The sequence below is a fragment of the Bacteroides sp. NSJ-48 genome, assembly GCF_014287405.1.
GTDB lineage: Bacteria > Bacteroidota > Bacteroidia > Bacteroidales > Bacteroidaceae > Bacteroides > Bacteroides stercoris.
On the sequence record NZ_JACOOD010000025.1, the window covers coordinates 34289 to 58298 of the forward strand.

General features: G+C 42.6%; 26 protein-coding genes. 15 read left to right on the forward strand and 11 right to left on the reverse strand.

From position 1 onward, the window contains the following. Nucleotides 1–297: a transcription termination/antitermination NusG family protein gene (locus tag H8S52_RS12355; protein WP_118086748.1), complete on the forward strand. Its 297-nt coding sequence runs from the start codon at nt 1–3 to the stop codon at nt 295–297. Between the two features lie 38 nt (nt 298–335). Here the strand turns inward: H8S52_RS12355 and H8S52_RS12360 are convergent, their stop codons facing one another. Then, nucleotides 336–680: a helix-turn-helix transcriptional regulator gene (locus tag H8S52_RS12360; protein WP_186909926.1), complete on the reverse strand. Its 345-nt coding sequence runs from the start codon at nt 678–680 to the stop codon at nt 336–338. Between the two features lie 161 nt (nt 681–841). Between H8S52_RS12360 and H8S52_RS12365 the strand changes: the two genes are divergently transcribed. Further along, nucleotides 842–1438: a hypothetical protein gene (locus H8S52_RS12365; protein ID WP_186909927.1), complete on the forward strand. Its 597-nt coding sequence runs from the start codon at nt 842–844 to the stop codon at nt 1436–1438. 2 nt (nt 1439–1440) lie between these two features. After that, the gene (locus H8S52_RS12370; protein ID WP_118939831.1) at nt 1441–1737 is read left to right on the forward strand and encodes a transcription termination/antitermination NusG family protein; all 297 of its coding nucleotides are present in this window, start codon (nt 1441–1443) and stop codon (nt 1735–1737) included. On the opposite strand, the gene H8S52_RS12375 is transcribed toward H8S52_RS12370, so the two are convergent. The 3 genes from H8S52_RS12375 to H8S52_RS12385 form a co-directional block, all read right to left on the reverse strand. Further along, nucleotides 1725–2747, reverse strand: a complete 1023-nt coding sequence (locus tag H8S52_RS12375) for a YeiH family protein (RefSeq protein WP_117899426.1) — start codon at nt 2745–2747, stop codon at nt 1725–1727. The two genes, H8S52_RS12370 and H8S52_RS12375, sit on opposite strands and share 13 nt — an antisense overlap. An 82-nt stretch (nt 2748–2829) precedes the next feature. Further along, nucleotides 2830–3726: a LysR family transcriptional regulator gene (locus tag H8S52_RS12380; protein WP_005652020.1), complete on the reverse strand. Its 897-nt coding sequence runs from the start codon at nt 3724–3726 to the stop codon at nt 2830–2832. 20 nt (nt 3727–3746) lie between these two features. After that, a complete protein-coding gene (locus H8S52_RS12385) occupies nt 3747–4364 on the reverse strand; it encodes a DUF6621 family protein (RefSeq protein WP_022103569.1) in 618 nt (205 codons plus the stop codon). Nucleotides 4365–4556: 192 nt separating this feature from the next. Between H8S52_RS12385 and clpB the strand changes: the two genes are divergently transcribed. Beyond that, a complete protein-coding gene (clpB, locus tag H8S52_RS12390; RefSeq protein ID WP_118939828.1) occupies nt 4557–7151 on the forward strand; it encodes an ATP-dependent chaperone ClpB in 2595 nt (864 codons plus the stop codon). 80 nt (nt 7152–7231) lie between these two features. On the opposite strand, the gene H8S52_RS12395 is transcribed toward clpB, so the two are convergent. Genes H8S52_RS12395 through nusB form a run of 5 tightly spaced genes read right to left on the reverse strand, consistent with a single transcriptional unit; the run spans nt 7232 to nt 10634 of the window. Continuing rightward, nucleotides 7232–7675, reverse strand: a complete 444-nt coding sequence (locus tag H8S52_RS12395; protein WP_117906895.1) for a DUF5606 domain-containing protein — start codon at nt 7673–7675, stop codon at nt 7232–7234. Between the two features lie 28 nt (nt 7676–7703). Beyond that, nucleotides 7704–8318, reverse strand: a complete 615-nt coding sequence (coaE, locus tag H8S52_RS12400) for a dephospho-CoA kinase (protein ID WP_060385825.1) — start codon at nt 8316–8318, stop codon at nt 7704–7706. Then, on the reverse strand, nt 8315–9325 hold the full coding sequence (locus tag H8S52_RS12405; protein ID WP_005652030.1) for a CdaR family protein: 1011 nt from the start codon (nt 9323–9325) through the stop codon (nt 8315–8317). The genes coaE and H8S52_RS12405 overlap by 4 nt, the downstream gene beginning before the upstream one ends. Before the next feature lie 14 nt (nt 9326–9339). Further along, nucleotides 9340–9669 carry a preprotein translocase subunit YajC gene (gene yajC / locus H8S52_RS12410; protein ID WP_005652032.1) on the reverse strand — a complete coding sequence of 110 codons (330 nt, stop codon included), beginning with the start codon at nt 9667–9669 and terminating at the stop codon, nt 9340–9342. Between the two features lie 38 nt (nt 9670–9707). Further along, the gene (nusB, locus tag H8S52_RS12415) at nt 9708–10634 is read right to left on the reverse strand and encodes a transcription antitermination factor NusB (protein WP_005652034.1); all 927 of its coding nucleotides are present in this window, start codon (nt 10632–10634) and stop codon (nt 9708–9710) included. A 171-nt stretch (nt 10635–10805) separates the two neighbouring features. On the opposite strand from nusB, the gene H8S52_RS12420 reads away from it, so the two are divergent. The 5 genes from H8S52_RS12420 to H8S52_RS12440 all read left to right on the forward strand — a co-directional run bounded on the left by H8S52_RS12420 (nt 10806) and on the right by H8S52_RS12440 (nt 14054). Next, nucleotides 10806–11207, forward strand: a complete 402-nt coding sequence (locus H8S52_RS12420) for a PUR family DNA/RNA-binding protein (protein WP_005652036.1) — start codon at nt 10806–10808, stop codon at nt 11205–11207. A 138-nt stretch (nt 11208–11345) separates the two neighbouring features. Further along, a complete protein-coding gene (locus H8S52_RS12425) occupies nt 11346–11939 on the forward strand; it encodes a 50S ribosomal protein L25/general stress protein Ctc (RefSeq protein ID WP_186909928.1) in 594 nt (197 codons plus the stop codon). 142 nt (nt 11940–12081) lie between these two features. Beyond that, on the forward strand, nt 12082–12645 hold the full coding sequence (gene pth, locus H8S52_RS12430; RefSeq protein ID WP_186909929.1) for an aminoacyl-tRNA hydrolase: 564 nt from the start codon (nt 12082–12084) through the stop codon (nt 12643–12645). Further along, a complete protein-coding gene (locus H8S52_RS12435; RefSeq protein ID WP_186909930.1) occupies nt 12642–13058 on the forward strand; it encodes an RNA-binding S4 domain-containing protein in 417 nt (138 codons plus the stop codon). Before pth ends, H8S52_RS12435 begins: the two co-directional genes overlap by 4 nt. A 9-nt stretch (nt 13059–13067) precedes the next feature. Continuing rightward, the gene (locus H8S52_RS12440) at nt 13068–14054 is read left to right on the forward strand and encodes a Gfo/Idh/MocA family protein (protein ID WP_005652043.1); all 987 of its coding nucleotides are present in this window, start codon (nt 13068–13070) and stop codon (nt 14052–14054) included. Between the two features lie 105 nt (nt 14055–14159). On the opposite strand, the gene H8S52_RS12445 is transcribed toward H8S52_RS12440, so the two are convergent. Both H8S52_RS12445 and H8S52_RS12450 read right to left on the reverse strand, forming a co-directional pair. Next, on the reverse strand, nt 14160–14585 hold the full coding sequence (locus H8S52_RS12445; RefSeq protein WP_005652045.1) for an HIT family protein: 426 nt from the start codon (nt 14583–14585) through the stop codon (nt 14160–14162). A gap of 56 nt (nt 14586–14641) precedes the next feature. Then, nucleotides 14642–16909 (reverse strand): cation:proton antiporter, encoded by a 2268-nt coding sequence (locus tag H8S52_RS12450; protein WP_117917901.1) that lies wholly within the window; start codon nt 16907–16909, stop codon nt 14642–14644. A gap of 251 nt (nt 16910–17160) precedes the next feature. Between H8S52_RS12450 and mce the strand changes: the two genes are divergently transcribed. From mce to H8S52_RS12480, 6 genes are all read left to right on the forward strand, one after another. Next, nucleotides 17161–17577 carry a methylmalonyl-CoA epimerase gene (mce, locus tag H8S52_RS12455; protein ID WP_117986121.1) on the forward strand — a complete coding sequence of 139 codons (417 nt, stop codon included), beginning with the start codon at nt 17161–17163 and terminating at the stop codon, nt 17575–17577. A gap of 67 nt (nt 17578–17644) precedes the next feature. Further along, nucleotides 17645–19198 carry an acyl-CoA carboxylase subunit beta gene (locus H8S52_RS12460; RefSeq protein WP_005652050.1) on the forward strand — a complete coding sequence of 518 codons (1554 nt, stop codon included), beginning with the start codon at nt 17645–17647 and terminating at the stop codon, nt 19196–19198. 47 nt (nt 19199–19245) lie between these two features. After that, nucleotides 19246–20178, forward strand: a complete 933-nt coding sequence (locus tag H8S52_RS12465; RefSeq protein ID WP_005652052.1) for an OadG family transporter subunit — start codon at nt 19246–19248, stop codon at nt 20176–20178. 25 nt (nt 20179–20203) lie between these two features. Beyond that, the gene (locus H8S52_RS12470) at nt 20204–20635 is read left to right on the forward strand and encodes a biotin/lipoyl-containing protein (RefSeq protein WP_016662445.1); all 432 of its coding nucleotides are present in this window, start codon (nt 20204–20206) and stop codon (nt 20633–20635) included. Nucleotide 20636: 1 nt separating this feature from the next. Continuing rightward, nucleotides 20637–21797, forward strand: coding sequence for a sodium ion-translocating decarboxylase subunit beta (locus tag H8S52_RS12475; RefSeq protein WP_005652056.1), 1161 nt, complete (start codon nt 20637–20639; stop codon nt 21795–21797). Nucleotides 21798–21905: 108 nt separating this feature from the next. Next, nucleotides 21906–23756: a glycoside hydrolase family 13 protein gene (locus H8S52_RS12480; protein WP_118939827.1), complete on the forward strand. Its 1851-nt coding sequence runs from the start codon at nt 21906–21908 to the stop codon at nt 23754–23756. The last annotated feature ends 254 nt before the right edge of the window (nt 23757–24010 follow it).

The following is a 24010-nucleotide window of genomic DNA, read 5'->3' on the forward strand; positions in this document are numbered from 1 at the left end:
ATGACTTTCCAATATATTATCAACCACTTGCATGAACCGCATTTGTGGTGTATTGTACTGACCGCCCCACACGCCGAACTCAATATCCAAAAGAAACTGGAACAACAAGGGTTTATCACTTATGTTCCAATGATTTCAGTTCGGCGCAGTTGGGCCGGATGTATAAAAGAAATACACATCCCGACAATAGCAAGATGTGTATTTGTATATGCAACCAAGGAAGAAATGCAAGAGATGCAAAAGGAATATACCGCCTTATCTCTGCAAACCGTTACAGCTTTATATCAAAGCCAATAAATTCTTTCTAAAAACAAATTTATAAATATACCTACGAATCATTTCAACACATCAGAGATCCTCTTTTTCAAGTTCAATTTTGCCAAATCCTCCGGTTTTAATTCCAACTCCACCAACACCTTAGCGGTAGCGACATTATATGAGGATTCTTGTATATCACAATTTGTCTGTCCTTCATGTAAAGAGTATAGCATAGCAAAGTCATAGTTCAATGCTCTTGAAACGTTGTATAACGTATCCGTATCAATACTTTTCCGTGTCAACATATAATCGACACTTTGAGGTCTAACACCCAATCTTCTTGCAAGTTCAGCCTTAGTAATCTGGTTATCAGCCATAACATTCCTGATAACCTCGCCAATATATATATTACTCTTTTCCATTTCAATGAAGATACGAATTAATTAGCCACACTAAAACTACTTGAATAATAATTTGTCTGTATATAAGTTCGTTTTAATCCATAATTTATTTGTTTTATCAATTAATTTATGATATTTTTGCCGCGTATTCATATAAATAAAAAGATAATACATATAATGCCATGACATTGAGTAGTTGCATTCTCATTACAATCCCGGTCTGTATATCAGCCATCCTTATGCAGACTTACTTTGACAGCCGAAAATACAAACGGATACCCCATCTCATTGTTTTATTGCCATTCCTGTTTCCCACCTTATCACATGCACAATACATCGACAATGAAAACTGCCGCATTTCATTCAAATCATATGAAAACCATCAAGGTAAATTGGAATATAGTAAAGAGGGCATTTTCTATCAATTCATTCCGAGCAGCAATGCATGGAAAGTTATCATCAAAAACAACACCGATGAAACCGTACGGCTAAACTGGAAACAAGCCGGTTTCATTGTTAACGGAAGGGCATCAGGTGTCAGCCTCTACCCTTTTACAAGTGAAGAAGCTCCTTTGGAAACCATTAAACACAATCGGGAAATAAACCGCACAATTACAGCAACCAACTTAATAACGGAAAACGGTGTGAACAAAATATATCACAAAAAGAAACTCAGGAAAAGCGGAAGAACTTCAGTCACCATCGTTTTTCCAATGACAGTCGGTAATAAACCGCAATTTTTCCACACTTTCAATTTTATAGTAACAAAAGACAACTAACTATGACTTTTCAACATATCATCCATCACTTAGGTAAACCACATTCATGGTTTATCGTGTTGACCAACCCGCACACCGAACTGAATACCAAAAAGAAACTGGAACAGCAAGGTTTTATTACCTACGTCCCATTGGTTTCGGTTCGGCGATGCTGGGAAGGGTGTATAAAAGAAATACACATCCCGGCAATAGCAAGATGTGTATTTGTATATGCAACTGACGAAAATGTACAGAGAATGCAGAAAGAATATACCATACTGAATCCTCAAGCCGTTGCAGCCTTATATCAAGACCAATAAATATAAGCCAGTGTACTGACACTGATAACTACCCAAAGCAGAATACCCTGTACAAGCGGTTTGATACCTACTGCTTTCAGGACATCACGGGAAAGGGAAGCTCCTATAAAGAACAATGTTATTGTCAATGCCTTACGGGCAATACTGTTGATTCCCGCACCGATTAAAGCCCCTGTCTCGGAAAGATTCAAGACATAGGTATTGACAATCATTGCCAAAACAAAGAAGAAGATAAACCAGGGTATACTGATTTTCTGCCCTTTACTTTTGAAAATAAATGAAGTAGCAATTGCCAACGGAATAATCCAAAGCGCACGGGTCAGCTTGATAGTAGTAGCTACCCGCAACGCCTCCTCACCATAGGCAGCACCCGCACCAACTACCGAACTGGTGTCATGAATGGCAATGGCAGCCCATGTACCGAACTCATGCTGGCTCATATTCAAGGCATGACCTATTACAGGAAATATGAACAATGCAATCGCATTCAAAATAAAAATCGTACCCAAAGCCACAGACATTTCACTGTCTTTTGCCTTCAACACAGGACCTACCGCCGCGATAGCGCTACCACCGCAAATAGCCGTACCGGAGCTGATCAGATAAGAAGTGTCACGATCTACTTTCAGAAACTTACGACCGATAACCCAGCCGATAAGTAATGTACCTACCACAGAGATAACCGTAAACTCCATACCTTCCTTACCGGAAGCAAGCGAAGCCTGCAAATTCATACCGAAACCCAGACCCACCACAGAATACTGCAACAGATATTTGGATATTTTCTTATTAAACTTAGGATGTGCCTGTCCGCATAACAAAGCAAACGACAGACCAAGAAATAAAGCTACCGGAGGGGTAACCCATGCGGAATAAGCGTGCATTCCCGGAATATAATCAAGAAACAAGAAAAAAGAAAGAATGACAAGAAGTGAAACGTAAATAATTTTGTTGTTGTTTTGCAGAAAAGACATATTGATACTTTTCGCCAATGTTCGAGTTGAAGCCATACTTTTTTATTTTTATTAATTTGTTTTCGACCGCAAAGGTAGGCTTCTTTTCTCAATCATGCCAATTGTTTCTGCTTATGTGCTATAACTTATGGTTATTGTGCATGGCAAATTGCATGAATACTTGCGCCAAACCGCTTTCTTGCCCCTGAGGCTGTGCAAAACTAAAATCGCGTAACATAGGCATTCCCTTAATCTCAACGACACGCAACTGTCCAGAATACAACTCGCGCGTAATGGAACGAACGGAAACAATGCCCAGACAATCGGTATGTTCCAAAAACAATTTGATACTTTCCGTGCTTCCCAAATACATCAAAACCTGTAAAGAGGATAACTTTATATTATGTTGCTGCAAGGCACGCTCAAAAACATCCAATGTCCCCGAACCTCTTTCGCGAAGCACCAAAGGCAAATGGAACAATTCATCAGGAGTTATCTCCTCTCCCACAGCCAATTTACTGCCTGTACGCACCACTGCCACCAGCTCATCTTCCAAAAAAGTAGTATATCTAATATTAGGCAACCTGAATACTCCTTCGACAAAGCCCAAATCAATGCGATGTTCCTGCAAAGCGGCCTCTATCTCTCTGGAATTACCATTCAACAATGACAGGCTGACTTGTGGGAACTTACCGATAAAGCTGGCAAGCAAAGGAGGTAACACATATTGGGCAATGGTAGTGCTGGCCCCCAGCTTCAAACCGCCTGTATATTCATTATGCAACAAGTGCATTTCGTACTCTAACCGTTTATAGTCTTCCAAAATCCGCTCGCAATGTTCCAAGAGCAAATTGCCCGACTCCGTCAACGAAATTCTGCTACCCTGCCGGTCGAACAAACGTGTCTGATAAGCAGCTTCCAACTCTTGTATATGTTTGGTAATAGCAGGCTGGCTGACAAACAATTCTTGCGAAGCCTTCGTAAAACTCAGATTCTTCGCAACAGACCGGAATACCTTTAAACGAAAATCGCTCACAGCACAATGAATTAAATTGATTAATTATTCTGCAAATCTTCACTCCTGATACCTAACACTGACATCAGCGGATACCCCAGCATCTCCCAACGGCATACAGCCGGAGCGGCAGGCTCCTCCATACGGAAATAAACAATGTCTTTTGCCTCTTCTTTATGTCCGGCATTTTCCAATGCGCATTCCCTCAAAACGTTCTCAACCTCTTTACCATACTCCTCATTAAAAGGAACAACAATCAGCTTCTTCACTTCGGCGGCATTCAATACTATCTGCAACAAATCAAGATACAAGTCTCCACGAGACACAAAACCCTCTGAAGGCACAGCCATAAAACTGAACTCACCCAAAGAAGCCTTAAACGCTACTCCATCCAATTCGTTCTTCAAATCGGATGGCAGGCAGTGCTCCAGCTTTCCGGACTGCTTATCATATACGAGAAGTACCTGCACATCATTGTCACTCCCTTTCAATCCGGCATCCATAGCCAGATACATGGTAAAAAGCGCCAGATCCACTGTTTGTAAAGAACGTCCCAGCAACGGTTCAAAATACTTCCTCAAATCGTTTATAACAAAATTCAGGTAGGCAACATCAATCACCATTACCGTTTCGGAAAGTTTTATTTGGGTATTTTCCATATTACTCATTTATTTATTGAGGGAGTAAAGATACAAAAAGTTTTGTAGATAAAAGGCATTTGTCGCAAATCAGCCAATTTGACATTCATTTTCTTCTATTAACTGAAATTTTGTCTCATTTTTGCTGCTGGCAAATCTTTTGCGCCTTTTAAAGTGTTATGAAACTGATAAAAATAGAAAGGAGAACTAAATATGAACTTTAACCAATTTACTATCAAAGCTCAAGAAGCCGTACAAGAAGCCGTGAACTTGACGCAAGCACGGGGGCAGCAAGCCATCGAACCTGTACACTTGCTTCAAAGCGTGATGAAAGTGGGCGAAAACGTTACCAATTTCATCTTCCAGAAGTTAGGCATGAACGGGCAGCAAATCGCACTCGTACTTGATAAGCAGATTGACTCCCTGCCCAAAGTATCGGGTGGAGAACCCTACCTGAGTCGTGAGACTAATGAAATTTTTCAGAAGGCAACCCAATATTCCAAAGAAATGGGCGATGAGTTCGTTTCACTGGAACCGATGTTGCTCGCTTTGCTCACTGTAAAAAGTACCGCTTCCACCATCCTGAAAGATGCCGGAATGACGGAGAAAGACTTGCGCAATGCAATCAATGAATTACGGAAAGGCGAAAAGGTTACTTCGCAATCCAGCGAGGACACTTATCAGTCATTGGAAAAGTATGCCATCAATCTGAACGAGGCAGCCCGAAGCGGCAAACTGGACCCCGTTATCGGACGTGATGAAGAAATCCGCCGAGTTCTGCAAATCCTAAGCCGCCGTACCAAGAACAATCCTATATTGATAGGTGAGCCGGGTACAGGTAAAACAGCCATTGTAGAAGGACTTGCCCACCGTATATTGCGGGGTGATGTACCTGAGAATCTGAAAAACAAACAAGTTTATTCACTGGATATGGGTGCATTGGTTGCAGGAGCCAAATATAAGGGCGAATTCGAAGAACGTCTGAAAGCCGTCGTCAATGAAGTGAAGAAATCGGAAGGAGACATCATTCTGTTCATCGACGAAATCCACACATTGGTAGGCGCCGGTAAAGGCGAGGGAGCAATGGATGCCGCCAATATTCTGAAACCTGCTCTGGCACGCGGTGAGCTGAGAAGCATCGGTGCTACCACCTTGGACGAGTATCAAAAATACTTTGAGAAAGACAAGGCTTTGGAACGCCGTTTCCAAATCGTTATGGTAAACGAACCGGACACGTTAAGCACCATTTCCATCCTTCGTGGCTTGAAAGAACGTTATGAAAACCATCACCATGTACGGATTAAAGACGATGCCATCATTGCTGCCGTAGAATTGAGCAACCGTTATATCACCGACCGCTTCCTGCCGGATAAAGCCATTGACCTGATGGATGAAGCTGCCGCCAAACTCCGTATGGAAGTAGATTCTGTACCGGAAGAGTTGGATGAGATTTCCCGTAAAATCAAACAACTGGAAATTGAACGCGAAGCCATCAAGCGCGAAAATGACCGTCTCAAACTGGAGCAAATCGGCAAGGAACTTGCCGAACTAAAAGAACAGGAGAAGTCGTATAAAGCAAAATGGCAAAACGAAAAGACACTGGTCAACAAAATTCAGCAGAATAAAGTTGAAATAGAAAACCTGAAGTTTGAAGCCGATAAAGCGGAACGTGAAGGTGATTATGGAAAGGTAGCCGAAATACGTTATGGCAAACTTCAAGCACTGAATCAGGAAATTGAAGAGACCCAGCAAAAGCTGCACGAAATGCAGGGCGATAAAGCAATGATTAAGGAAGAAGTTGACGCCGAGGATATCGCAGATGTAGTATCCCGATGGACAGGCATACCGGTAAGCAAAATGCTGCAAAGCGAAAAGGAGAAACTATTGCATCTGGAAGATGAACTGCATCAGCGTGTTATCGGACAGAATGAAGCCATCGAAGCTGTAGCCGATGCTGTACGCCGCAGCCGCGCGGGACTGCAAGATCCCAAGCGTCCTATCGGCTCATTCCTCTTTCTCGGTACTACCGGTGTAGGTAAAACGGAACTTGCCAAGGCGCTTGCCGAATTCCTGTTTGATGATGAAACGATGATGACGCGTATCGATATGAGCGAATATCAGGAGAAACATAGCGTTTCCCGTCTGGTAGGAGCTCCTCCGGGATATGTGGGATATGATGAAGGCGGTCAGTTGACGGAAGCTGTACGCCGCAAACCTTACTCCGTCGTACTGTTCGATGAAATAGAGAAAGCACATCCGGATGTATTCAACATACTATTGCAAGTATTGGATGACGGACGTTTGACGGATAATAAGGGACGTACCGTAAACTTCAAGAATACCATTATCATCATGACTTCCAATATGGGTAGCGGATACATTCAAAGCCAAATGGAGAAACTGAACGGTTCCAACAAGGAAGAGATTGTAGAGGAAACCAAGAAGGAAGTTATGAATATGCTGAAAAAGACAATCCGCCCGGAATTTCTGAATCGTATCGACGAGACAATCATGTTCTTGCCGCTGACTGAAAAAGAAATCAAACAGATTGTTGTACTTCAAATCAAGAGCGTACAAAAGATGTTATCCGGAAACGGCGTGGAACTGGTATTGACCGATGCCGCCATAGATTTCCTGGCCAATGCAGGATATGATCCGGAGTTTGGTGCCCGCCCAGTGAAACGTGCTATCCAGCATTACTTGCTGAACGATTTGTCCAAGAAGCTGTTATCACAGGAAGTTGACCGCAACAAACCGATTACAATAGATGCGGATACAACACAGAGCGGACTGGTATTCAGGAATTGAAAATCAAACTAAAAAAACGAAGGTGTATGGGGAACAGTTTCTCATACACCTTCGTTTTTTAATTCCAAAACGGAATACAATTATTCCACAACTTTTTCCTTTACTTCCTCTGTAGCAGTTTCAGGTGTCTCTGTCGCCTCAAAGTCCGTTATACCGCTTGCCACCAGCAAATTATACCAGGAAATCAGTTTTTTAATATCAGACACATATACGCGGTCGCGGTCAAAATTAGGCAACACCTCCGCCAAATAAGCTTGGAGCTCTTTCACAGAAGCCTTTTTTACATCCAATGCCACGGCTGCACCGTTTTCCTTTTTCTTCATTGAGAGAAGTACATCTTTCAAAGGTACTTCTTCTGTATCTGTATACATGGCAATATCTCCTAAAGAGATAATCTTTTCATTACCATAAGCAGGAAAACGTTTCTTGTCAACAAGTGACTCCACAATCAACATATTCTTTCCCTGAGAGATGAGTTTATACAATCCCGGCTTACCGGAAATAGACAAAATAGTCTTCAACATAATATATTCAGTTTTTGTAATTAGTAGTTCATTTTTTCGGTGGGCAAAGATAGGTATTATTTTGAGACAGAAAAGTGATTAAGCCCAAAACCTGCGGAATTAACGGTGTTTCGTCATCATTCACTATCACAAAATCTGCCAGTTTCCGTTTTTCTTCATCGCCCATCTGACTACGAATGCGCTTTTCTATCAGTTCACGTGAGGAAGCATCCCGCTTCATGGCACGCTGTACCCGTATCTCCTCGGGAGCGTAAACCATAACAACTACATCAACCTCATCTGCAAATCCAGCCTCTATCAGAATAGCAGACTCGATTCCTGCCATCCGGCATGCCGCACGCTGACAAACCCACTGCCTGAAATCCTCTTTTACACGCGGATGAACAATGCCATTTATCTGCCCGGCATGCTCGGGATTACCGAAAAGATAAGATGCAAGCAGAGACTTATTCAATACTCCACCGGCATACACCTCCTCACCCAACAAGGCAGTCAACTCACTGCGAATACAAGAGTCTGTCATCATAAGCTGTTTGGTTTCCCCATCAGAAATATAGACCGGGATTCCCATCACCTCCAACAGTCGGGACACAACACTTTTTCCACTGCCGATACCACCGGTTATACCTATCTTGACAGTCATAATGAAGGAGATATTTGTTCTATAAGAAAATCGACCTGCTCCGGATTAAAACGCACTTGTTTCACCCCGTCGGGAATATTCCGCAATTTTACCGTATACTTGTCCGACCCCAAACGCAGCAGTTCCTCATAAGAAACATTGATATGAAAATCATCTGCAGTTATCTCACGGAAACGGCTAAGCCCCACCTGGAAAGTTACTTGAACCTTAGAAGGAAAAGCACGCAATACTTTATCAGCCGGAAAGTTTACGCCGTGCAACGGCACTTCCACCGTCTTTTCCGTATAAATGTCCACAGGAAGTATCATCTCGATAGAGGCAGGAACAAACTTCACACCTCGTCGCGCAAGCAAAGACACCTGTTGCCGCAATGTATCGGAGACATTCTCCTGTTTGACAGGCTGGGTATAAGCAGCGGTTATCGTATCCAATACCCCTTCCGGTGCATAAGCCAAAACCGAGTCCGGTTTAAAAATCGTATCCGACAAATAATATTGACGGCCGGCACCCACTGTCCCCGATAATCTGACAGGTACCAATTTGGACATTCCCGTTGCATAAATGTATTCCAAGGTATCTGGCTTCATAGAAAGCAAGCGGGTGGAAACATTCAACTGACTCAGCACTTTTTTCTCAAACTGAGAAGCATAAATACGTACATGATTATCAACAGCTTTATAATCGGAAAAATCGAGCGAAACCGGATAGAAGCTCTTTCCCAACATATAATTAAGCAAAACAGTACCTTTATCCTTTACCTTTATATGCAGTTCGGAAACCGGCTCTGAAGTAATCATCGTATTATTAGGCACTCCACGCAAACGGACCGGAATAGAAAATTCCGCTTCATAATCGTTGTTCAGTGTCTGCAACAACCAGAAACCACCGGCTATAAAGAAGAAAAATAAAAAAACAAAGAACTCTCTGCTCTTATCACTGAGCAGAAAGTCCTTTGTTTTTCCGGTTATATTCAAATAAATACGTCTTATGTTCCTACGATCAAACATAAGCTCACATCTGCTTATTTAGAAGCCTGACTACTGTTTGCATCAGCAGCAGCGGCAAAAATGGAATTCTTGTCAATATGGATTTTAACGTTGGAAGCAATTTCAAGAACCACATCATTATCGTTAATTTCCTTGATAATACCATGAATGCCACCGGCAGTAATCACCTTTTGGTTCACTTGAAGAGATTTGCGGAAATTCGCAATTTCTTTTTGCTTCTTATTTTGCGGGCGAATCATAAAGAAATACATAATAGCGAACATAGCTATCAACATAATCCACATCATGCTTCCGTCCGGGCCTGCAGCAGGAGCTTGCAGGAAAAATACTGTCATCAAATTCATAAATATTCCGTTTTAATTTTTATTATTCAACAAAGGTATCAGTTTTTCGACAACTTCCCTTCTTTTTTCAATTCCTTAACTATTCCATCCAAAGTGCCATTGACAAAACTGCCACTCTTGGCTGTACTGTACACTTTGGCTATATCTACATACTCATTCAACGAAACGCTGACGGGAATGTTCGGGAAACTCAATATTTCGGCCAATGCACACTGCATGATAACTACATCCATAAAAGCTACACGGTCCAAATCCCAGTTACGTGTGTTTTCGCTGATAAGATGACGGTAGTAATCGCAGTTCAGAATAGCACGGCGGAACAAACGGCGGGCAAACTCCTGATCTTCATCATCCTTAAACTCAGGCAATAACGGCTGATTCGCACCATTCTTCTCATCAAAGCGTTTGATTGTTTTCAGAACGAATGTATCCACAATTTCCTTGTCGTCATTCCAATAAAGGCTTTGATCTTCGAGCAATATATCAAGTTCCTCATTATTGAAAATGAATGTCTTATAAAGCTTTCTCCATAATTCACGATCTGCCTCGTAAGAGTTTTCGGAAGAAGCCATATATTCCTTATATATATCAGACGCTACAATCTTTTCAAATAATCCTTTAACAAAATCTTCATCATTCTCCCATGTACGTTTCTGGTTGGAGATAAAGTCCATCAACTGCCTGTTCACTTCCAGTTGGGAAATGAATTTGTTTTCTACAAACTTCATGTTCGGATACAACTCTTCGGCAGTGGGAGCCAACTTTGCTTTTGCCGCATCAATGCGCTTTTGTGCGTAGTTCGTCAAGGCTATCATCAACATAAGCAGATAATTGTAAAGGTCATATGCCTTGGAGAGACTAAAGAACAACTCTTTCTCCGCAGCATCTAAATTTTTACTGCCATTCTGATAATAAGCATATACAATCTGTATAATCTTAAGACGAATAAGAACTCTGTTTATCATAACTAAAGTAAATACTGGTGTTTTAACGAGGTGCAAAAGTAGATATTTTTAATGAGTTTACATAAATAAATCACATTTTTTAATGCAGATAATCATTATCCGGGCTTTTTCTTTTGACAGTTTAAAAAAAATCGTCAATTTTGAACCCGATTACAACAAGATAGCTATAATATGGAAGACTTTAAAAAGAAAAGCGGACTGGACGTGAGCGACAAAGAAATAGTATTCTCCCAATCCATTAAAGCAGGCAAGCGCATCTATTATTTAGACGTTAAGAAAAACAGAAAGGACGAAATGTTCCTTGCTATCACTGAAAGCAAGAAGATAGTAACGGGTGAAGGAGATGAATCACAGGTTAGTTTTGAAAAACATAAAATCTTTTTGTACAAAGAAGATTTTGAAAAATTCATGAATGGCCTGCAACAGGCTATTGGCTTCATTCAGGAACAGCAAGGATGTTTTATGCGCCGCAACGACAATGAAGAACAACCTGACAATGTGCAGCCGGCAGAAGAACAGAAAGAAAAAGATTCTCCGCTTGACGGAGAAATTAAAATAGATATTGATTTTTAAAGGAAAACCTTTTGATAATTCAAAAAGAAGCGGTATTTTTGCACCGCTTTTTTGCAACATCGTGTGGTGAACCACATCGTGTGATGGTGAATTAAGCAATAATCTACTTAATTTAGAGTAACACAAAAAGAAATTAAAATGAAATCAATTGAAGTAAAAGGAACTGCAAGAACTATTGCAGAGCGTTCTTCGGAACAAGCAAGAGCTTTGAAAGCTATTCGTAAAGACAACGGTGTACCTTGCGTACTCTACGGAGCAGGTGAAAACATTCATTTCACTGTACCGGCAGAAGGTCTGCGCAATTTGGTTTATACTCCGCACATCTACGTGGTTGACCTGATTATCGATGGCAAGAAAGTAAATGCTATCTTGAAAGATATTCAATTCCACCCGGTAAAAGATACTATCCTGCACGTTGACTTCTATCAGATTGATGAAACTAAACCTATCGTAATGGAAGTTCCCGTACAAATGGAAGGTCTGGCAGAAGGTGTGAAAGCCGGTGGTAAGCTGACTCTGCAGATGCGTAAACTGAAAGTTAAAGCTTTGTACAACGCTATTCCTGAAAAACTGATTGTCAATGTATCTCATTTGGGATTGGGCAAAACGGTAAAAGTAGGTGAATTAAGCTACGAAGGTTTGGAACTGTTGAATGCTAAAGAAGCCGTTGTATGTGCTGTTAAGCTGACTCGTGCCGCAAGAGGTGCTGCTGCAGCTGCTGCAAACAACTAATCGGCGCTTTCTTAGTAAGCAAACGAGATATTCCGGAACGCGGATTAACGCAGACGACGCAGATTTTATATCCGCGGACAACTGCGATAATCCGCGTTCCTCTCTTTTTATCTGAATTATCATTAAAGCCAAGTATATAAAAATGAAATATCTAATTGCCGGTTTAGGCAATATCGGTCCCGAATATCACGAAACCCGCCATAATATAGGCTTCATGGTAGTAGATGCTTTAGCTCAAGCAGCCGGAATAACCTTTAATGACGGACGCTATGGTTTTACAGCTACCATGTCGGTCAAAGGACGCCAACTGATATTGCTGAAACCGTCTACTTTTATGAATCTGAGTGGAAATGCCGTACGCTATTGGATGCAAAAAGAGAACATTCCGTTGGAAAACGTACTGATTGTAGTAGATGATTTGGCACTACCTTTCGGCACCCTGCGGCTGAAAGGGAAAGGAAGCGATGCGGGACATAACGGACTGAAACATATTGCAGCCACATTAGGTACCCAAAACTATGCCCGCCTGCGTTTTGGTATCGGTAATGATTTTCCCCGCGGCGGACAAGTGGATTTCGTTTTGGGACACTTTACGGACGAAGACTGGAAAACAATGGATGGACGCCTGAAAACAGCCGGCGAAATCATTAAAAGTTTCTGTCTCGCCGGTATAGACATTACAATGAATCAGTTCAACAAGAAATGAGTGAAGCAAGAATAGACAAATGGATGTGGGCTGTACGCATATTCAAGACACGTACAATTGCAGCCGAAGCCTGCAAAAAAGGACGTATTAGTATCAATGGTGCACTTGCAAAGGCAGCTCGAATGGTGAAGCCGGGAGATGTAATACAAGTACGCAAACCGCCGGTTACCTATTCTTTCAAAGTACTACAGACTATTGAAAAGCGTGTAGGTGCCAAGCTTGTTCCCGAAATGATGGAGAACATAACCACCCCGGAGCAATATGAATTGTTGGAAATGAGCAAAATCAGCGGATTTATCAACCGCGCTAAGGGAACGGGACGCCCCACCAAAAAGGATCGCCGTGAACTGGAAGACTTCACTGCGCCTGAATTCGTGGATGACTTTGATTTTGATTTCGACTTTGAAGAATAATATACAAGTATGAGTGAGAAAATAATAAAATGGGGATTTATCGGCTGCGGAGAAGTGACCAAATACAAAAGTGGACCTGCATTTCAAAAAATTGAACACTCCGAAGTGGTAGCTGTGATGAGTCGGGATATCTCCAAAGCCAAAGCTTATGCCAAAGAAAGAGGCATTGCCAAATGGTACAATGATGCACAGGAACTGATTAATGATGAAGACGTAAATGCCGTATATATTGCCACCCCACCCTCTTCCCATGCCACATATGCCATTATGTCTATGAAAGCCGGCAAACCGGTATACATAGAAAAGCCGATGGCAGTGACTTATGAAGAGTGTTGCCGTATCAACCGTATTTCCCAAGAAACCGGCATACCTTGTTTTGTAGCCTATTACCGCCGTTATCTTCCTTATTTCCTGAAAGTAAAGTCATTGGTGGAAGAAGGGGCCATCGGAAATGTCATCAATATACAAATTCGCTTTGCCCAGCCACCTCGCGATCTGGACTATAACAAGGAGAACCTACCCTGGCGTGTACAGCCCGATATCGCCGGTGGCGGTTATTTTTATGATTTGGCTCCACACCAGATAGACATACTGCAAGATATGTTCGGATATATTCTTGAAGCCAACGGATACAAGAGCAACCGTGGCGGACTATATTCTGCAGAGGATACCCTCAGTGCCTGTTTCCAATTTGACAGCGGTCTGGTAGGCAGCGGCTCGTGGTGTTTCGTTGCACATGAGTCTGCACGTGAAGACCGTATCGAAATCATCGGAGACAAAGGTATGATATGCTTTTCTGTATTTACCTATGATCCCATAGCCTTACACACCGAACGAGGAAGGGAAGAAATCCCTGTAGAAAACCCCATTTACGTCCAGCAACCGCTTATTCAAGCTGTTGTAGACCATTTACTTGGCAAATCAATCTGTAACTGCGATGGCGAAAGCGCAACACTGACAAACTGGGTAATGGACAAAATTTTAAATAAAATATAAAATACGAAGTATAAGGTATAAATGGCTATGCTATGATATTACATAACCATTTGTCATTCATAAATCATGCTCATTGCCAATTTATACTTTATACTTCATTCTCTTTCAAAGTTTGCTTCTCACCGCTTCAACCAATTCCTGATATTCGACATCCGTCAGATACACCTTTCCCGGATTCATCTGGAAAGTACCACCATAATCGGGACCATCTACATATTTCGGCGCCAAATGAAAATGAAGATGAGATAATTTGTCTGAATACGCACCATAATTAATCTTTTCCGGATTAAAAGCTTTTTGCATGGCGCGAGTCACACGGGCAACATCAGCCATGAAAGCATTGCGTTCCTCATCCGTTAGTTCATTCAAGTCATTGACATGGTCTTTGTAAGCCACAAGGCAGCGCCCGCGATAAGTTTGTTCCTTAAAAAGGAAGACACGTGACACACTAAGCTGCGCAATCTCAATCATCAGATTATGCAACGTTTCATTATTCTGACAGTACAGACAGTCTTTCGGATCACTTTTCATGATATTTCTTTTTTAAAGTTTATGTTCGTAAAGCAAAGATAACCGTTATTCCAATATCACAGGTCGACATTCTCATCATTTTCACCGACCAATTTGTACACATCGACATTCTCACCGACAATCCATACTACATCCTCCTCGACAAAAGGCTCGTGCACGTCAGGAGCATGCAAAGTTTCCCCTCCTCGCTCCACTCCAACAATCAGGCAGTGGTATTTCTCGCGTATGCCTGCATCTTTCAATGTTTTACCCAAGAACGGAGAATTTGCATCGATACGCAACTGACGCAGTATCATCTCACTTTTTTCCACGGCGTCCGCAGCTATCGTTGAGAGCTTATCCATTTCCTCACCAAACACATTCAATTCTTCATCAGTAGCAATAACCTGTATCTTATCTAAAGGAAAAAGACGCACAGAAGCACCGGGAATATTTATCCGCCTGCGTCCACGAAGAATAGAAACGACATGCACCCCATAACGCTTGCCAAAATTCAACTCTGCCAGCGTCTTGCCTGCCCAAGCCGATTCCCCAGGAATCTCATAATCCGTCAAATGCAAATCACGCGAAAGCAGACGGCCTGCATATTCAGGCTTCTTCTCGCCCAAATATTCCGCACGCATATCCCGCGACCGCAAATTCTGAAAAAAAGTACGTTCAATCATTATAGACTGCCGCTTCAACTGTCTGGAAAGTATCATCACTATAACCAGCAGTACCGCAACTCCAAAGACAAGACCAACCGACAGTTTAAACAGTCCGGCTATTACAAACATCACAAAAGAAACTGCCAACAGAATTCGCAGCACGATAGTAGCTACCAGTGGAGCACGATTTCCCCGACTGTCGCGCCACAATGTTACGAATTCTACCGAATGGTTTTTCTTAATCATGATGGCTCGCAGAAAAGGAGAAATAAACAGAACAATGACCAAAGCAGACAATAAAGAGCCCCAAATCCCAGGCAAGTTTCCCTTGAAAAACGGTACAAGGAAGCGGAATGCGATAGCAATCACCGCCACACTTACAATGGAATAAACCACCGTAATACGCAACAAAGCAAATATCAGTTTCTTCCATAAACTCTCATGATTCACAGTCTGCGAACCGGAAGCATAATGCAGCAAAAATTTCTGCCACCGTTCCGGCAAATGCGTATCGACAAAATTGGAAGCCGGTTCTGCAAAACGAATCATATAAGGGGTAAGAAAGGTAGTAATGACAGATACAGCCACCACTATAGGATACAGAAAATGACTTGTTACATGCAAAGACACTCCCAAAGAAGCGATGATAAAAGCAAATTCTCCAATCTGCGTCAAACTGAATCCGCATTGCATAGCCGTCTTAAGCGGCTGCCCTGCAAGCAATACTCCCAATGTGCCGAACAACGATTGCCCGACAATAACCGCCAATGTGATGACAACAATAGGACCCGCATATTCTACTATCATCAAAGGGTCTACCATCATACCTACAGAAACAAAGAATATGGCGCCGAATAAATCTTTTACCGGCTTAACCAGACGTTCAATACTTTCCGCTTCTACCGTTTCAGCCAGAATAGACCCCATGATAAAAGCGCCGAACGCTGCTGAAAATCCCGTATGGGCAGCAAGCACAACCATACCGAAACAAAGCCCGAGCGATACAATCAGCAAAGTCTCCTCACTCATCAGCTTCCGACATTTTTTCAACAGAACAGGAATCAAATAGATGCCGACCACAAACCACAATATAAGAAAGAATAACAGTTTTGCTATACTGCCCAGCATTTCCGTCCCTTCAAAATTATGACTGACTGCCATGGTAGACAGCATAACCATCAGGACAATGGCAAGAATATCTTCCAAAATCAACACACTGAGCACCAGCCCGGTAAACTTTTTCTTGCGCATGCCCAAATCATCAAATGCCTTATAGATAATAGTAGTGGAAGACATGGCTATCATACCGCCCAAGAAAATGCAATCCATCCGTTTCCATCCGAAAGCCGTGCCAACTGCCACACCCAATAATATCATACAGAATATAATTGTACAAGCAGCGATTATAGCGGCTCCCCCCACCTTGACTATTTTCTTAAAGCTAAACTCCAGCCCCAAAGCAAACAGCAAGAAAATAACGCCGATGTCCGCCCAAGTCTGTATGTTTGCCGTATCCATCACCGAAGGGGTATAAGCCATGTGAGGACTGGCCAAGAAGCCTGCAACGACATACCCCAAGACTAACGGTTGTTTCAGTTTTTTAAATAATAGCGTCATTATTCCGGCGCAAATCAGTATCAATGCCAAATCGGCGATCAAGGGAGCTAAATGTGACATAATATTTGTCCGATTGAATTTCCACTGACAAAGATATAACAAAAAAAGCTTTTGAATCTCTTTTATAACAAAAAACGAATACCATCAATAGATTAAACAACGACCGGTTGTCTCAATTATAAAATCATTTTAAGAAGAAATACCTTTATAATTAATTGGCGAAAAATTTCTTTATTCAAGTAGAAATATCTTTCTTTGTACTGCTGATTTTAAAAATTTGGAATTGAATACCAACATTAATAAAAACTGTTATGAAAATTTCGCACATTGAACATTTAGGCATTGCTGTAAAAAGCATTGAAGAAGCCCTTCCGTACTACGAAAATGTATTAGGTTTAAAATGCTACAACATTGAAACCGTAGAAGATCAAAAGGTAAGAACCGCTTTCTTGAAAGTAGGTGAGGTGAAAATTGAGTTGCTCGAACCCACTTCTCCCGAAAGCACCATTGCCAAATTCATCGAAAAGAACAACGGTAACGGCGGTATGCACCATTTGGCATTTGCTGTGGAAGACGGAGTGGCAAACGCTCTCGCAGAAGTTGAAGGGAAAGGCATCCGCCTGATTGACAAAGCTCCCCGTAAAGGTGCGGAAGGCTTGAACATCGCATTCCTGCATCCGAAATCCACACTCGGCGTATTGACGGAACTTTGCGAAAAAGGAGAATAAAGATTTATGGTTTGAAATCATAAATCCGAAAACATAAATCTGAAATCATAAATCATAAATAAAGAATATGAGTAATCAACTTGAGAAAATTAAAGAGCTTATTGACCGCCGTACGGCTGCGCGTCTTGGTGGTGGTGAAAAAGCGATTGCAAAGCAACATGAGAAAGGGAAATATACAGCTCGCGAGCGTATAGCAATGTTACTCGATGAAGGAAGTTTCGAAGAAATGGACATGTTTGTTGAGCACAGATGTACGAATTTCGGTATGGAAAAGAAACACTATCCCGGCGACGGTGTAGTTACCGGTTGCGGTACCATCGATGGTCGCTTGGTCTACATTTTCGCACAGGATTTCACTGTTTCTGCCGGTTCATTGTCGGAAACCATGTCTTTGAAGATTTGCAAAATCATGGATCAAGCAATGAAGATGGGTGCTCCCTGTATCGGTATCAATGACTCAGGTGGTGCACGTATTCAAGAAGGTATCAATGCTTTAGCCGGATATGCCGAGATTTTCCAACGCAATATTCTTGCTTCCGGCGTTATTCCCCAAATTTCCGGTATCTTCGGTCCTTGTGCCGGTGGTGCGGTTTATTCTCCTGCCCTGACTGACTTTACACTAATGATGGAAGGAACGTCCTACATGTTCCTTACTGGTCCGAAAGTGGTAAAGACCGTAACCGGAGAAGATGTCAGCCAGGAAAATTTGGGTGGTGCAAGCGTACACTCTACCAAATCCGGTGTAACTCACTTCACTGCAAAAACCGAAGAGGAAGGTCTTGCACTTATCCGCAAGCTACTGAGCTACATTCCTCAAAATAATTTGGAAGAAGCTCCTTACACAGATTGTACAGATCCCATCGACCGTCTGGAAGATTCTCTGAACGATATTATCCCTGACAATCCGAACAAGCCTTACGATATGTACGAAGTTATCGGTGCTATCGTTGACAACGGAGAGTTCCTTGAAATTCAGAAAGACTATTCCAAGAATATCATTATCGGTTTTGCCCGTTTCAACGGACAATCAGTCGGCATTGTAGCCAACCAGCCCAAATATCTGGCAGGTGTACTTGATAGCAACGCTTCTCGTAAGGGCGCACGTTTCGTCCGTTTCTGCGATGCTTTCAATATTCCTATCGTATCTTTGGTAGATGTACCGGGCTTCCTTCCCGGAACCGGTCAGGAGTACAACGGTGTTATCCTGCACGGTGCCAAATTGCTGTATGCCTACGGTGAAGCTACCGTACCTAAAGTTACTATCACCCTACGCAAATCCTATGGCGGTTCGCACATCGTAATGAGCTGTAAGCAACTTCGTGGTGACATGAACTATGCATGGCCTACTGCTGAAATCGCAGTTATGGGTGGTGCAGGTGCGGTAGAAGTTCTGTATGCACGCGAGGCTAAAGAACAAGAAAATCCGGCTCAGTTCCTGGCTGAAAAAGAAGCTGAATATACCAAACTGTTTGCCAATCCTTACAATGCAGCCAAGTATGGCTATATCGATGATGTTATAGAACCGCGCAACACGCGTTTCCGCATTATCCGCGCCCTGCAACAACTGCAAACCAAGAAATTGACCAACCCGGCCAAGAAACATGGTAATATTCCTCTTTAAGAATTGAGAATTAACAGTTGAGAATTAAAAAATAAAAACTCAAATTTATGAATAAAACAAAAATCGGAATATTCCTTTCATTGATGCTGGTGCTGGGGTTCTGTTCTTCTTGTGGAGAAAAGGAGTCAAACTCTAAACTGTTGCTGAATGAAGTGCTTATCACCAACGAAAGCAACTTTCAGGATGATTACGGTGTTCACAGCGCATGGATTGAGATATTCAACAAATCATATGGCAGCGCCGACCTTGCAGGTTGCTATCTGAAATTCAGCAGCCAACCGGGTGACACCGCTACCTATTTCATCCCGAAAGGTGATGTCCTAACTTTGGTAAAACCTCGTCAGCACGCGCTGTTTTGGGCAGACGGAGAACCTAATCGCGGTACTTTCCATACCAACTTTAAGTTAGACAGCCAGAACGCCAATTGGATCGGCTTATACGATTCCGGCAAGAAATTACTGGACCAGATTGTGGTACCCGCCGGAACATTACAAGCCAACCAATCTTATGCACGTGTCAGTGATGCCACTCCGGAATGGGAAGTAAAAGGAGATGCGTCCGATAAGTATGTAACTCCAAGCACCAATAACAAAACCATTGACAGCAATGCTAAAATGGAGAAGTTTGAAGAGCATGACAGTATAGGTATCGGTATGGCTATTTCCGCCATGAGTGTAGTATTTTCCGGATTACTCCTTCTTTATATCTCTTTCAAGATTATAGGCAAGATTTCTGTAAACCTCAGCAAACGTAACGCAATGCGCGCTAAGGGCATTACCGATAAAAAAGAGGCTAAAGAAAAACAACTGGGAGAAGCACCGGGTGAAGTATTCGCAGCCATTTCCCTGGCATTGCACGAAATGCAGAGTGATGTACACGATGTAGAAGACACCGTACTCACCATTACCCGCGTAAAGCGCAGCTATTCACCTTGGAGTTCAAAGATTTACACGTTGCGTGAAACCCCTCAGAGAAAGTAAAGTCACCTTTAATAAAGATAAAACGATGAAAGAATATAAATACAAAATCAACGGTAACGCATATAAAGTTACTATTGGAGATATTGAAGACAACATCGCTCACGTAGAAGTGAACGGTACTCCCTACAAAGTAGAAATGGAAAAAGCTCCGAAAGTTGCAGTCAAACCGGTAGTACGCCCTGTTAGTGCAGCCCCAGCTGCCCCGACTGCTCCAGTTGTAAAACCGGCTGCTGCTTCAACCGGCAAGTCAGGTGTAAAATCTCCGCTGCCAGGTGTTATCCTTGACATCAAAGTCAATGTGGGTGATACCGTGAAGAAAGGCCAGGTTATCATTATCCTGGAGGCCATGAAAATGGAGAACAATATCAATGCCGACAAAGACGGTAAAATTACCGCTATTAATGTTAGTAAAGGAGAATCCGTACTCGAAGGTACTGACCTTGTAATTATTGAATAATATGGGAGAATTTATCACATTTTTAGGAAATAACCTTGCAGACTTCTGGACTTATACAGGTTTTGCCAATGCAACAGGCGGACATCTGGTAATGATTCTGGTAGGTTTATTCTTCATATACTTGGCTGTTGCCAAGGAATTTGAGCCGATGTTGCTGATTCCTATCGGTTTCGGTATGCTGATCGGTAATATCCCTTTCAATATGGAAGCCGGATTAAAAGTCGGTATCTATGAGGAAGGGTCTGTACTTAACATTCTGTATCAAGGGGTAACTTCCGGTTGGTATCCGCCACTTATTTTCCTGGGTATCGGAGCTATGACGGATTTCTCCGCTCTAATCTCTAACCCGAAGCTGATGCTAGTCGGTGCTGCCGCACAATTCGGTATTTTCGGTGCATATATGACTGCTTTGGCTATCGGATTCGATCCGATGCAAGCTGGTGCTATCGGTATCATCGGTGGTGCCGATGGTCCGACAGCCATTTTCCTTTCGTCCAAACTGGCTCCCAACCTGATGGGTGCAATTGCCGTGTCCGCCTATTCCTATATGGCATTAGTACCGGTAATCCAACCGCCTATCATGCGTCTGCTGACCAGCAAGAACGAGCGCCTTATCCGCATGAAACCGCCACGTGCAGTTTCTCATACGGAAAAAGTAATGTTCCCGATTATCGGTCTGTTACTTACCTGTTTCCTTGTTCCGTCCGGTTTGCCTTTGTTAGGTATGCTATTTTTCGGTAACTTACTAAAAGAGAGTGGTGTAACCCGCCGTCTGGCTAACACAGCCAGCGGTCCGCTGATTGATACCATCACGATTCTGCTTGGTCTGACTGTAGGTGCTTCCACACAAGCATCCGAATTCCTGACTACAGACTCATTGTGGATTTTTGGTCTGGGTGCATTCTCATTCATCATCGCAACCGCTTCCGGTGTAATCTTTGTGAAGATATTCAATATCTTCCTGAAGAAAGGCAACAAGATTAATCCGCTGATTGGTAATGCAGGCGTATCTGCAGTGCCTGACTCCGCACGTATCTCTCAAGTAGTAGGTTTGGAATATGATCCAACCAACTACCTGTTGATGCATGCCATGGGTCCGAACGTAGCGGGCGTTATCGGCTCAGCAGTAGCTGCCGGTATTCTGTTGGGATTCCTGATGTAAGCAGTGAAAACGTTTGCATAACCTGCATAAAGGATAATAGCGGAGAGGTAACAGCCTTCTCCGCTATTTTTTTTAATTTAGCGGAGAAAATAACGAAAAGCTAATATCATGAAAAAAGTATTCTTCATTTTAGGAACACTCCTACTTTCCCTCAGTACGTACGCAGCTATGAACGTAAACAAAATCGATCCACCATTTTGGTACACTGGTATGCAAAACCCCGAACTTCAGCTAATGGTATATGGTGAAGGCATCGGCAATGCAACGGTATCTGTCAACTATCCCGGCGTCTCACTGAGCAGCACAGTCAAATTGGAAAGCAATAATTACCTGCTGGTCTACCTCAGACTGGATAAAAATGTGAAACCCGGTAAAATGCCACTCACCTTCACGCAAGGCAAGAAAAAGTTCGTCAAAGAATATGAGTTAAAGGCACGTGCCAAAAAAGGCTGCGAGCACAAAGGTTTCGATGCATCCGATGCACTCTATCTGTTAATGCCCGACCGTTTTGCCAACGGCAACCCGGACAACGACCAAATAGCAGGCATGGCAGAATACAAGGTAGACCGCAACGACCCAAATGCTCGTCATGGCGGCGACCTCGCAGGTATCGAACAGCACCTTGATTACTTTTCCGATTTGGGCGTAACCGCCTTGTGGTTTACTCCGGTATTGGAAAACAACATGACCGGCGGTTCCTACCACGGCTATGCCACCACCGATTATTATAAAGTAGATCCCCGCTTTGGCAGCAATGAAGAGTATAAGCAGCTCATCGAAAAATCTCATACACGCGGCATTAAAATCGTAATGGATATGATTTTCAACCACTGCGGTGTAGAGCATATATGGATAAAAGACATGCCTTGCAAAGATTGGTTCAACAACCCCGACCATGAAAATAACTTTGTGCAGACATCCTTCAAACTGACTCCCCACGTAGACCCTTATGCTTCGAAATACGATTTCAGCCAGATGAATGACGGTTGGTTCGTAACCGCCATGCCCGACCTCAACCAAAAGAATCCGCATGTATACCGTTATCTCGTTCAGAACAGTTTCTGGTGGATTGAATATGCCGACATAGACGGCATCCGTATGGATACTTACCCCTATGCCGACTATGATGCCATGAGCAATTGGATGAAAGAGTTGAATGAAGAATACCCTAACTATAACACCGTAGGCGAAACATGGGTAACCGAACCGGCATATACCGCATGGTGGCAAAAGGACTCCAAACTGTCCGCTCCTAAAAACAGCAATCTGAAGACGGTAATGGATTTCAGTTTCTATGATAAAATCAACATTGCCAAAACGGAGGAAACAGAAACTTGGTTTAAAGGATTAGACCGAGTGTATAACAGTTTCGTATATGATTTTCTTTATCCGAATCCGGAATCGGTACTCGCTTTCATCGAGAATCACGACACCGACCGCTTTTTGGGTGAAGGAGAAAACCTTCCGATGCTGAAACAAGCCTCTACCCTGTTGCTCACCACCCGACGCATTCCGCAATTATACTACGGAACGGAGATTATGATGAACGGCGTAAAGAGCAAGAGCGACGGTTATGTTCGTAAAGACTTCCCCGGCGGTTGGGCAGACGATAAAGAAACCGCACTGACAGCCGAAGGCCGCAGCAAAATTCAAAACGATTGCTACAATTTCTACAAAACAATACTGAATTGGCGTAAAGGAAACAATGTGATTGCCAAAGGCAGTATGACTCAGTTTATGGTACAAAACGGCGTATATGCCTATGCCCGTCAGTATGAGGGCAAAATTGTTTTCGTAATGCTGAACGGTACAGATTCAGAAACCACCGTTCCTTTAAAATTCTACAAAGAAATTTTGAAAGACAAGAAAGAAGGAAAAGATATTCTAAGCGGCAAAACAATTCTCTTTGAAAAAGAGTTGAAGATGGAAGCGCGTGAATCCCTGATCATCGAATTGTAAATAAATTCAGGTTTGACATAAATCAGGTACGGACTAAATAGACACGGATAAATCCATAAAGTCCGTACCTAAAAACAAATGAGGTTGTGTCAAAATGCTGACACAGCCTTTTTTTATGCGCAAAGCCCAGACTTTCTCAAGCCCGGGCTTTGTTATTACCCAAAGTTTTCGTATCTTTAGGCATAAAGTTTTTCGTTATGGCAAAGTTACATTTTCGTCCTTACATTCCCAACCAAACCGTTCTTTTTCCACAA

Excerpts from the sequence above, each read along its gene's own strand:
- H8S52_RS12355 (WP_118086748.1), top strand. The coding sequence starts at position 1 with ATGACTTTCCAATATATTATCAACCACTTGCATGAACCGCATTTGTGG.
- H8S52_RS12360 (WP_186909926.1), bottom strand. The coding sequence starts at position 680 with ATGGAAAAGAGTAATATATATATTGGCGAGGTTATCAGGAATGTTATG.
- H8S52_RS12365 (WP_186909927.1), top strand. The coding sequence starts at position 842 with ATGACATTGAGTAGTTGCATTCTCATTACAATCCCGGTCTGTATATCA.
- H8S52_RS12370 (WP_118939831.1), top strand. The coding sequence starts at position 1,441 with ATGACTTTTCAACATATCATCCATCACTTAGGTAAACCACATTCATGG.
- H8S52_RS12375 (WP_117899426.1), bottom strand. The coding sequence starts at position 2,747 with ATGGCTTCAACTCGAACATTGGCGAAAAGTATCAATATGTCTTTTCTG.
- H8S52_RS12385 (WP_022103569.1), bottom strand. The coding sequence starts at position 4,364 with ATGGAAAATACCCAAATAAAACTTTCCGAAACGGTAATGGTGATTGAT.
- clpB (WP_118939828.1), top strand. The coding sequence starts at position 4,557 with ATGAACTTTAACCAATTTACTATCAAAGCTCAAGAAGCCGTACAAGAA.
- H8S52_RS12395 (WP_117906895.1), bottom strand. The coding sequence starts at position 7,675 with ATGTTGAAGACTATTTTGTCTATTTCCGGTAAGCCGGGATTGTATAAA.
- coaE (WP_060385825.1), bottom strand. The coding sequence starts at position 8,318 with ATGACTGTCAAGATAGGTATAACCGGTGGTATCGGCAGTGGAAAAAGT.
- H8S52_RS12405 (WP_005652030.1), bottom strand. The coding sequence starts at position 9,325 with ATGTTTGATCGTAGGAACATAAGACGTATTTATTTGAATATAACCGGA.
- yajC (WP_005652032.1), bottom strand. The coding sequence starts at position 9,669 with ATGAATTTGATGACAGTATTTTTCCTGCAAGCTCCTGCTGCAGGCCCG.
- nusB (WP_005652034.1), bottom strand. The coding sequence starts at position 10,634 with ATGATAAACAGAGTTCTTATTCGTCTTAAGATTATACAGATTGTATAT.
- H8S52_RS12420 (WP_005652036.1), top strand. The coding sequence starts at position 10,806 with ATGGAAGACTTTAAAAAGAAAAGCGGACTGGACGTGAGCGACAAAGAA.
- H8S52_RS12425 (WP_186909928.1), top strand. The coding sequence starts at position 11,346 with ATGAAATCAATTGAAGTAAAAGGAACTGCAAGAACTATTGCAGAGCGT.
- pth (WP_186909929.1), top strand. The coding sequence starts at position 12,082 with ATGAAATATCTAATTGCCGGTTTAGGCAATATCGGTCCCGAATATCAC.
- H8S52_RS12435 (WP_186909930.1), top strand. The coding sequence starts at position 12,642 with ATGAGTGAAGCAAGAATAGACAAATGGATGTGGGCTGTACGCATATTC.
- H8S52_RS12440 (WP_005652043.1), top strand. The coding sequence starts at position 13,068 with ATGAGTGAGAAAATAATAAAATGGGGATTTATCGGCTGCGGAGAAGTG.
- H8S52_RS12445 (WP_005652045.1), bottom strand. The coding sequence starts at position 14,585 with ATGAAAAGTGATCCGAAAGACTGTCTGTACTGTCAGAATAATGAAACG.
- H8S52_RS12450 (WP_117917901.1), bottom strand. The coding sequence starts at position 16,909 with ATGTCACATTTAGCTCCCTTGATCGCCGATTTGGCATTGATACTGATT.
- mce (WP_117986121.1), top strand. The coding sequence starts at position 17,161 with ATGAAAATTTCGCACATTGAACATTTAGGCATTGCTGTAAAAAGCATT.
- H8S52_RS12460 (WP_005652050.1), top strand. The coding sequence starts at position 17,645 with ATGAGTAATCAACTTGAGAAAATTAAAGAGCTTATTGACCGCCGTACG.
- H8S52_RS12465 (WP_005652052.1), top strand. The coding sequence starts at position 19,246 with ATGAATAAAACAAAAATCGGAATATTCCTTTCATTGATGCTGGTGCTG.
- H8S52_RS12470 (WP_016662445.1), top strand. The coding sequence starts at position 20,204 with ATGAAAGAATATAAATACAAAATCAACGGTAACGCATATAAAGTTACT.
- H8S52_RS12475 (WP_005652056.1), top strand. The coding sequence starts at position 20,637 with ATGGGAGAATTTATCACATTTTTAGGAAATAACCTTGCAGACTTCTGG.
- H8S52_RS12480 (WP_118939827.1), top strand. The coding sequence starts at position 21,906 with ATGAAAAAAGTATTCTTCATTTTAGGAACACTCCTACTTTCCCTCAGT.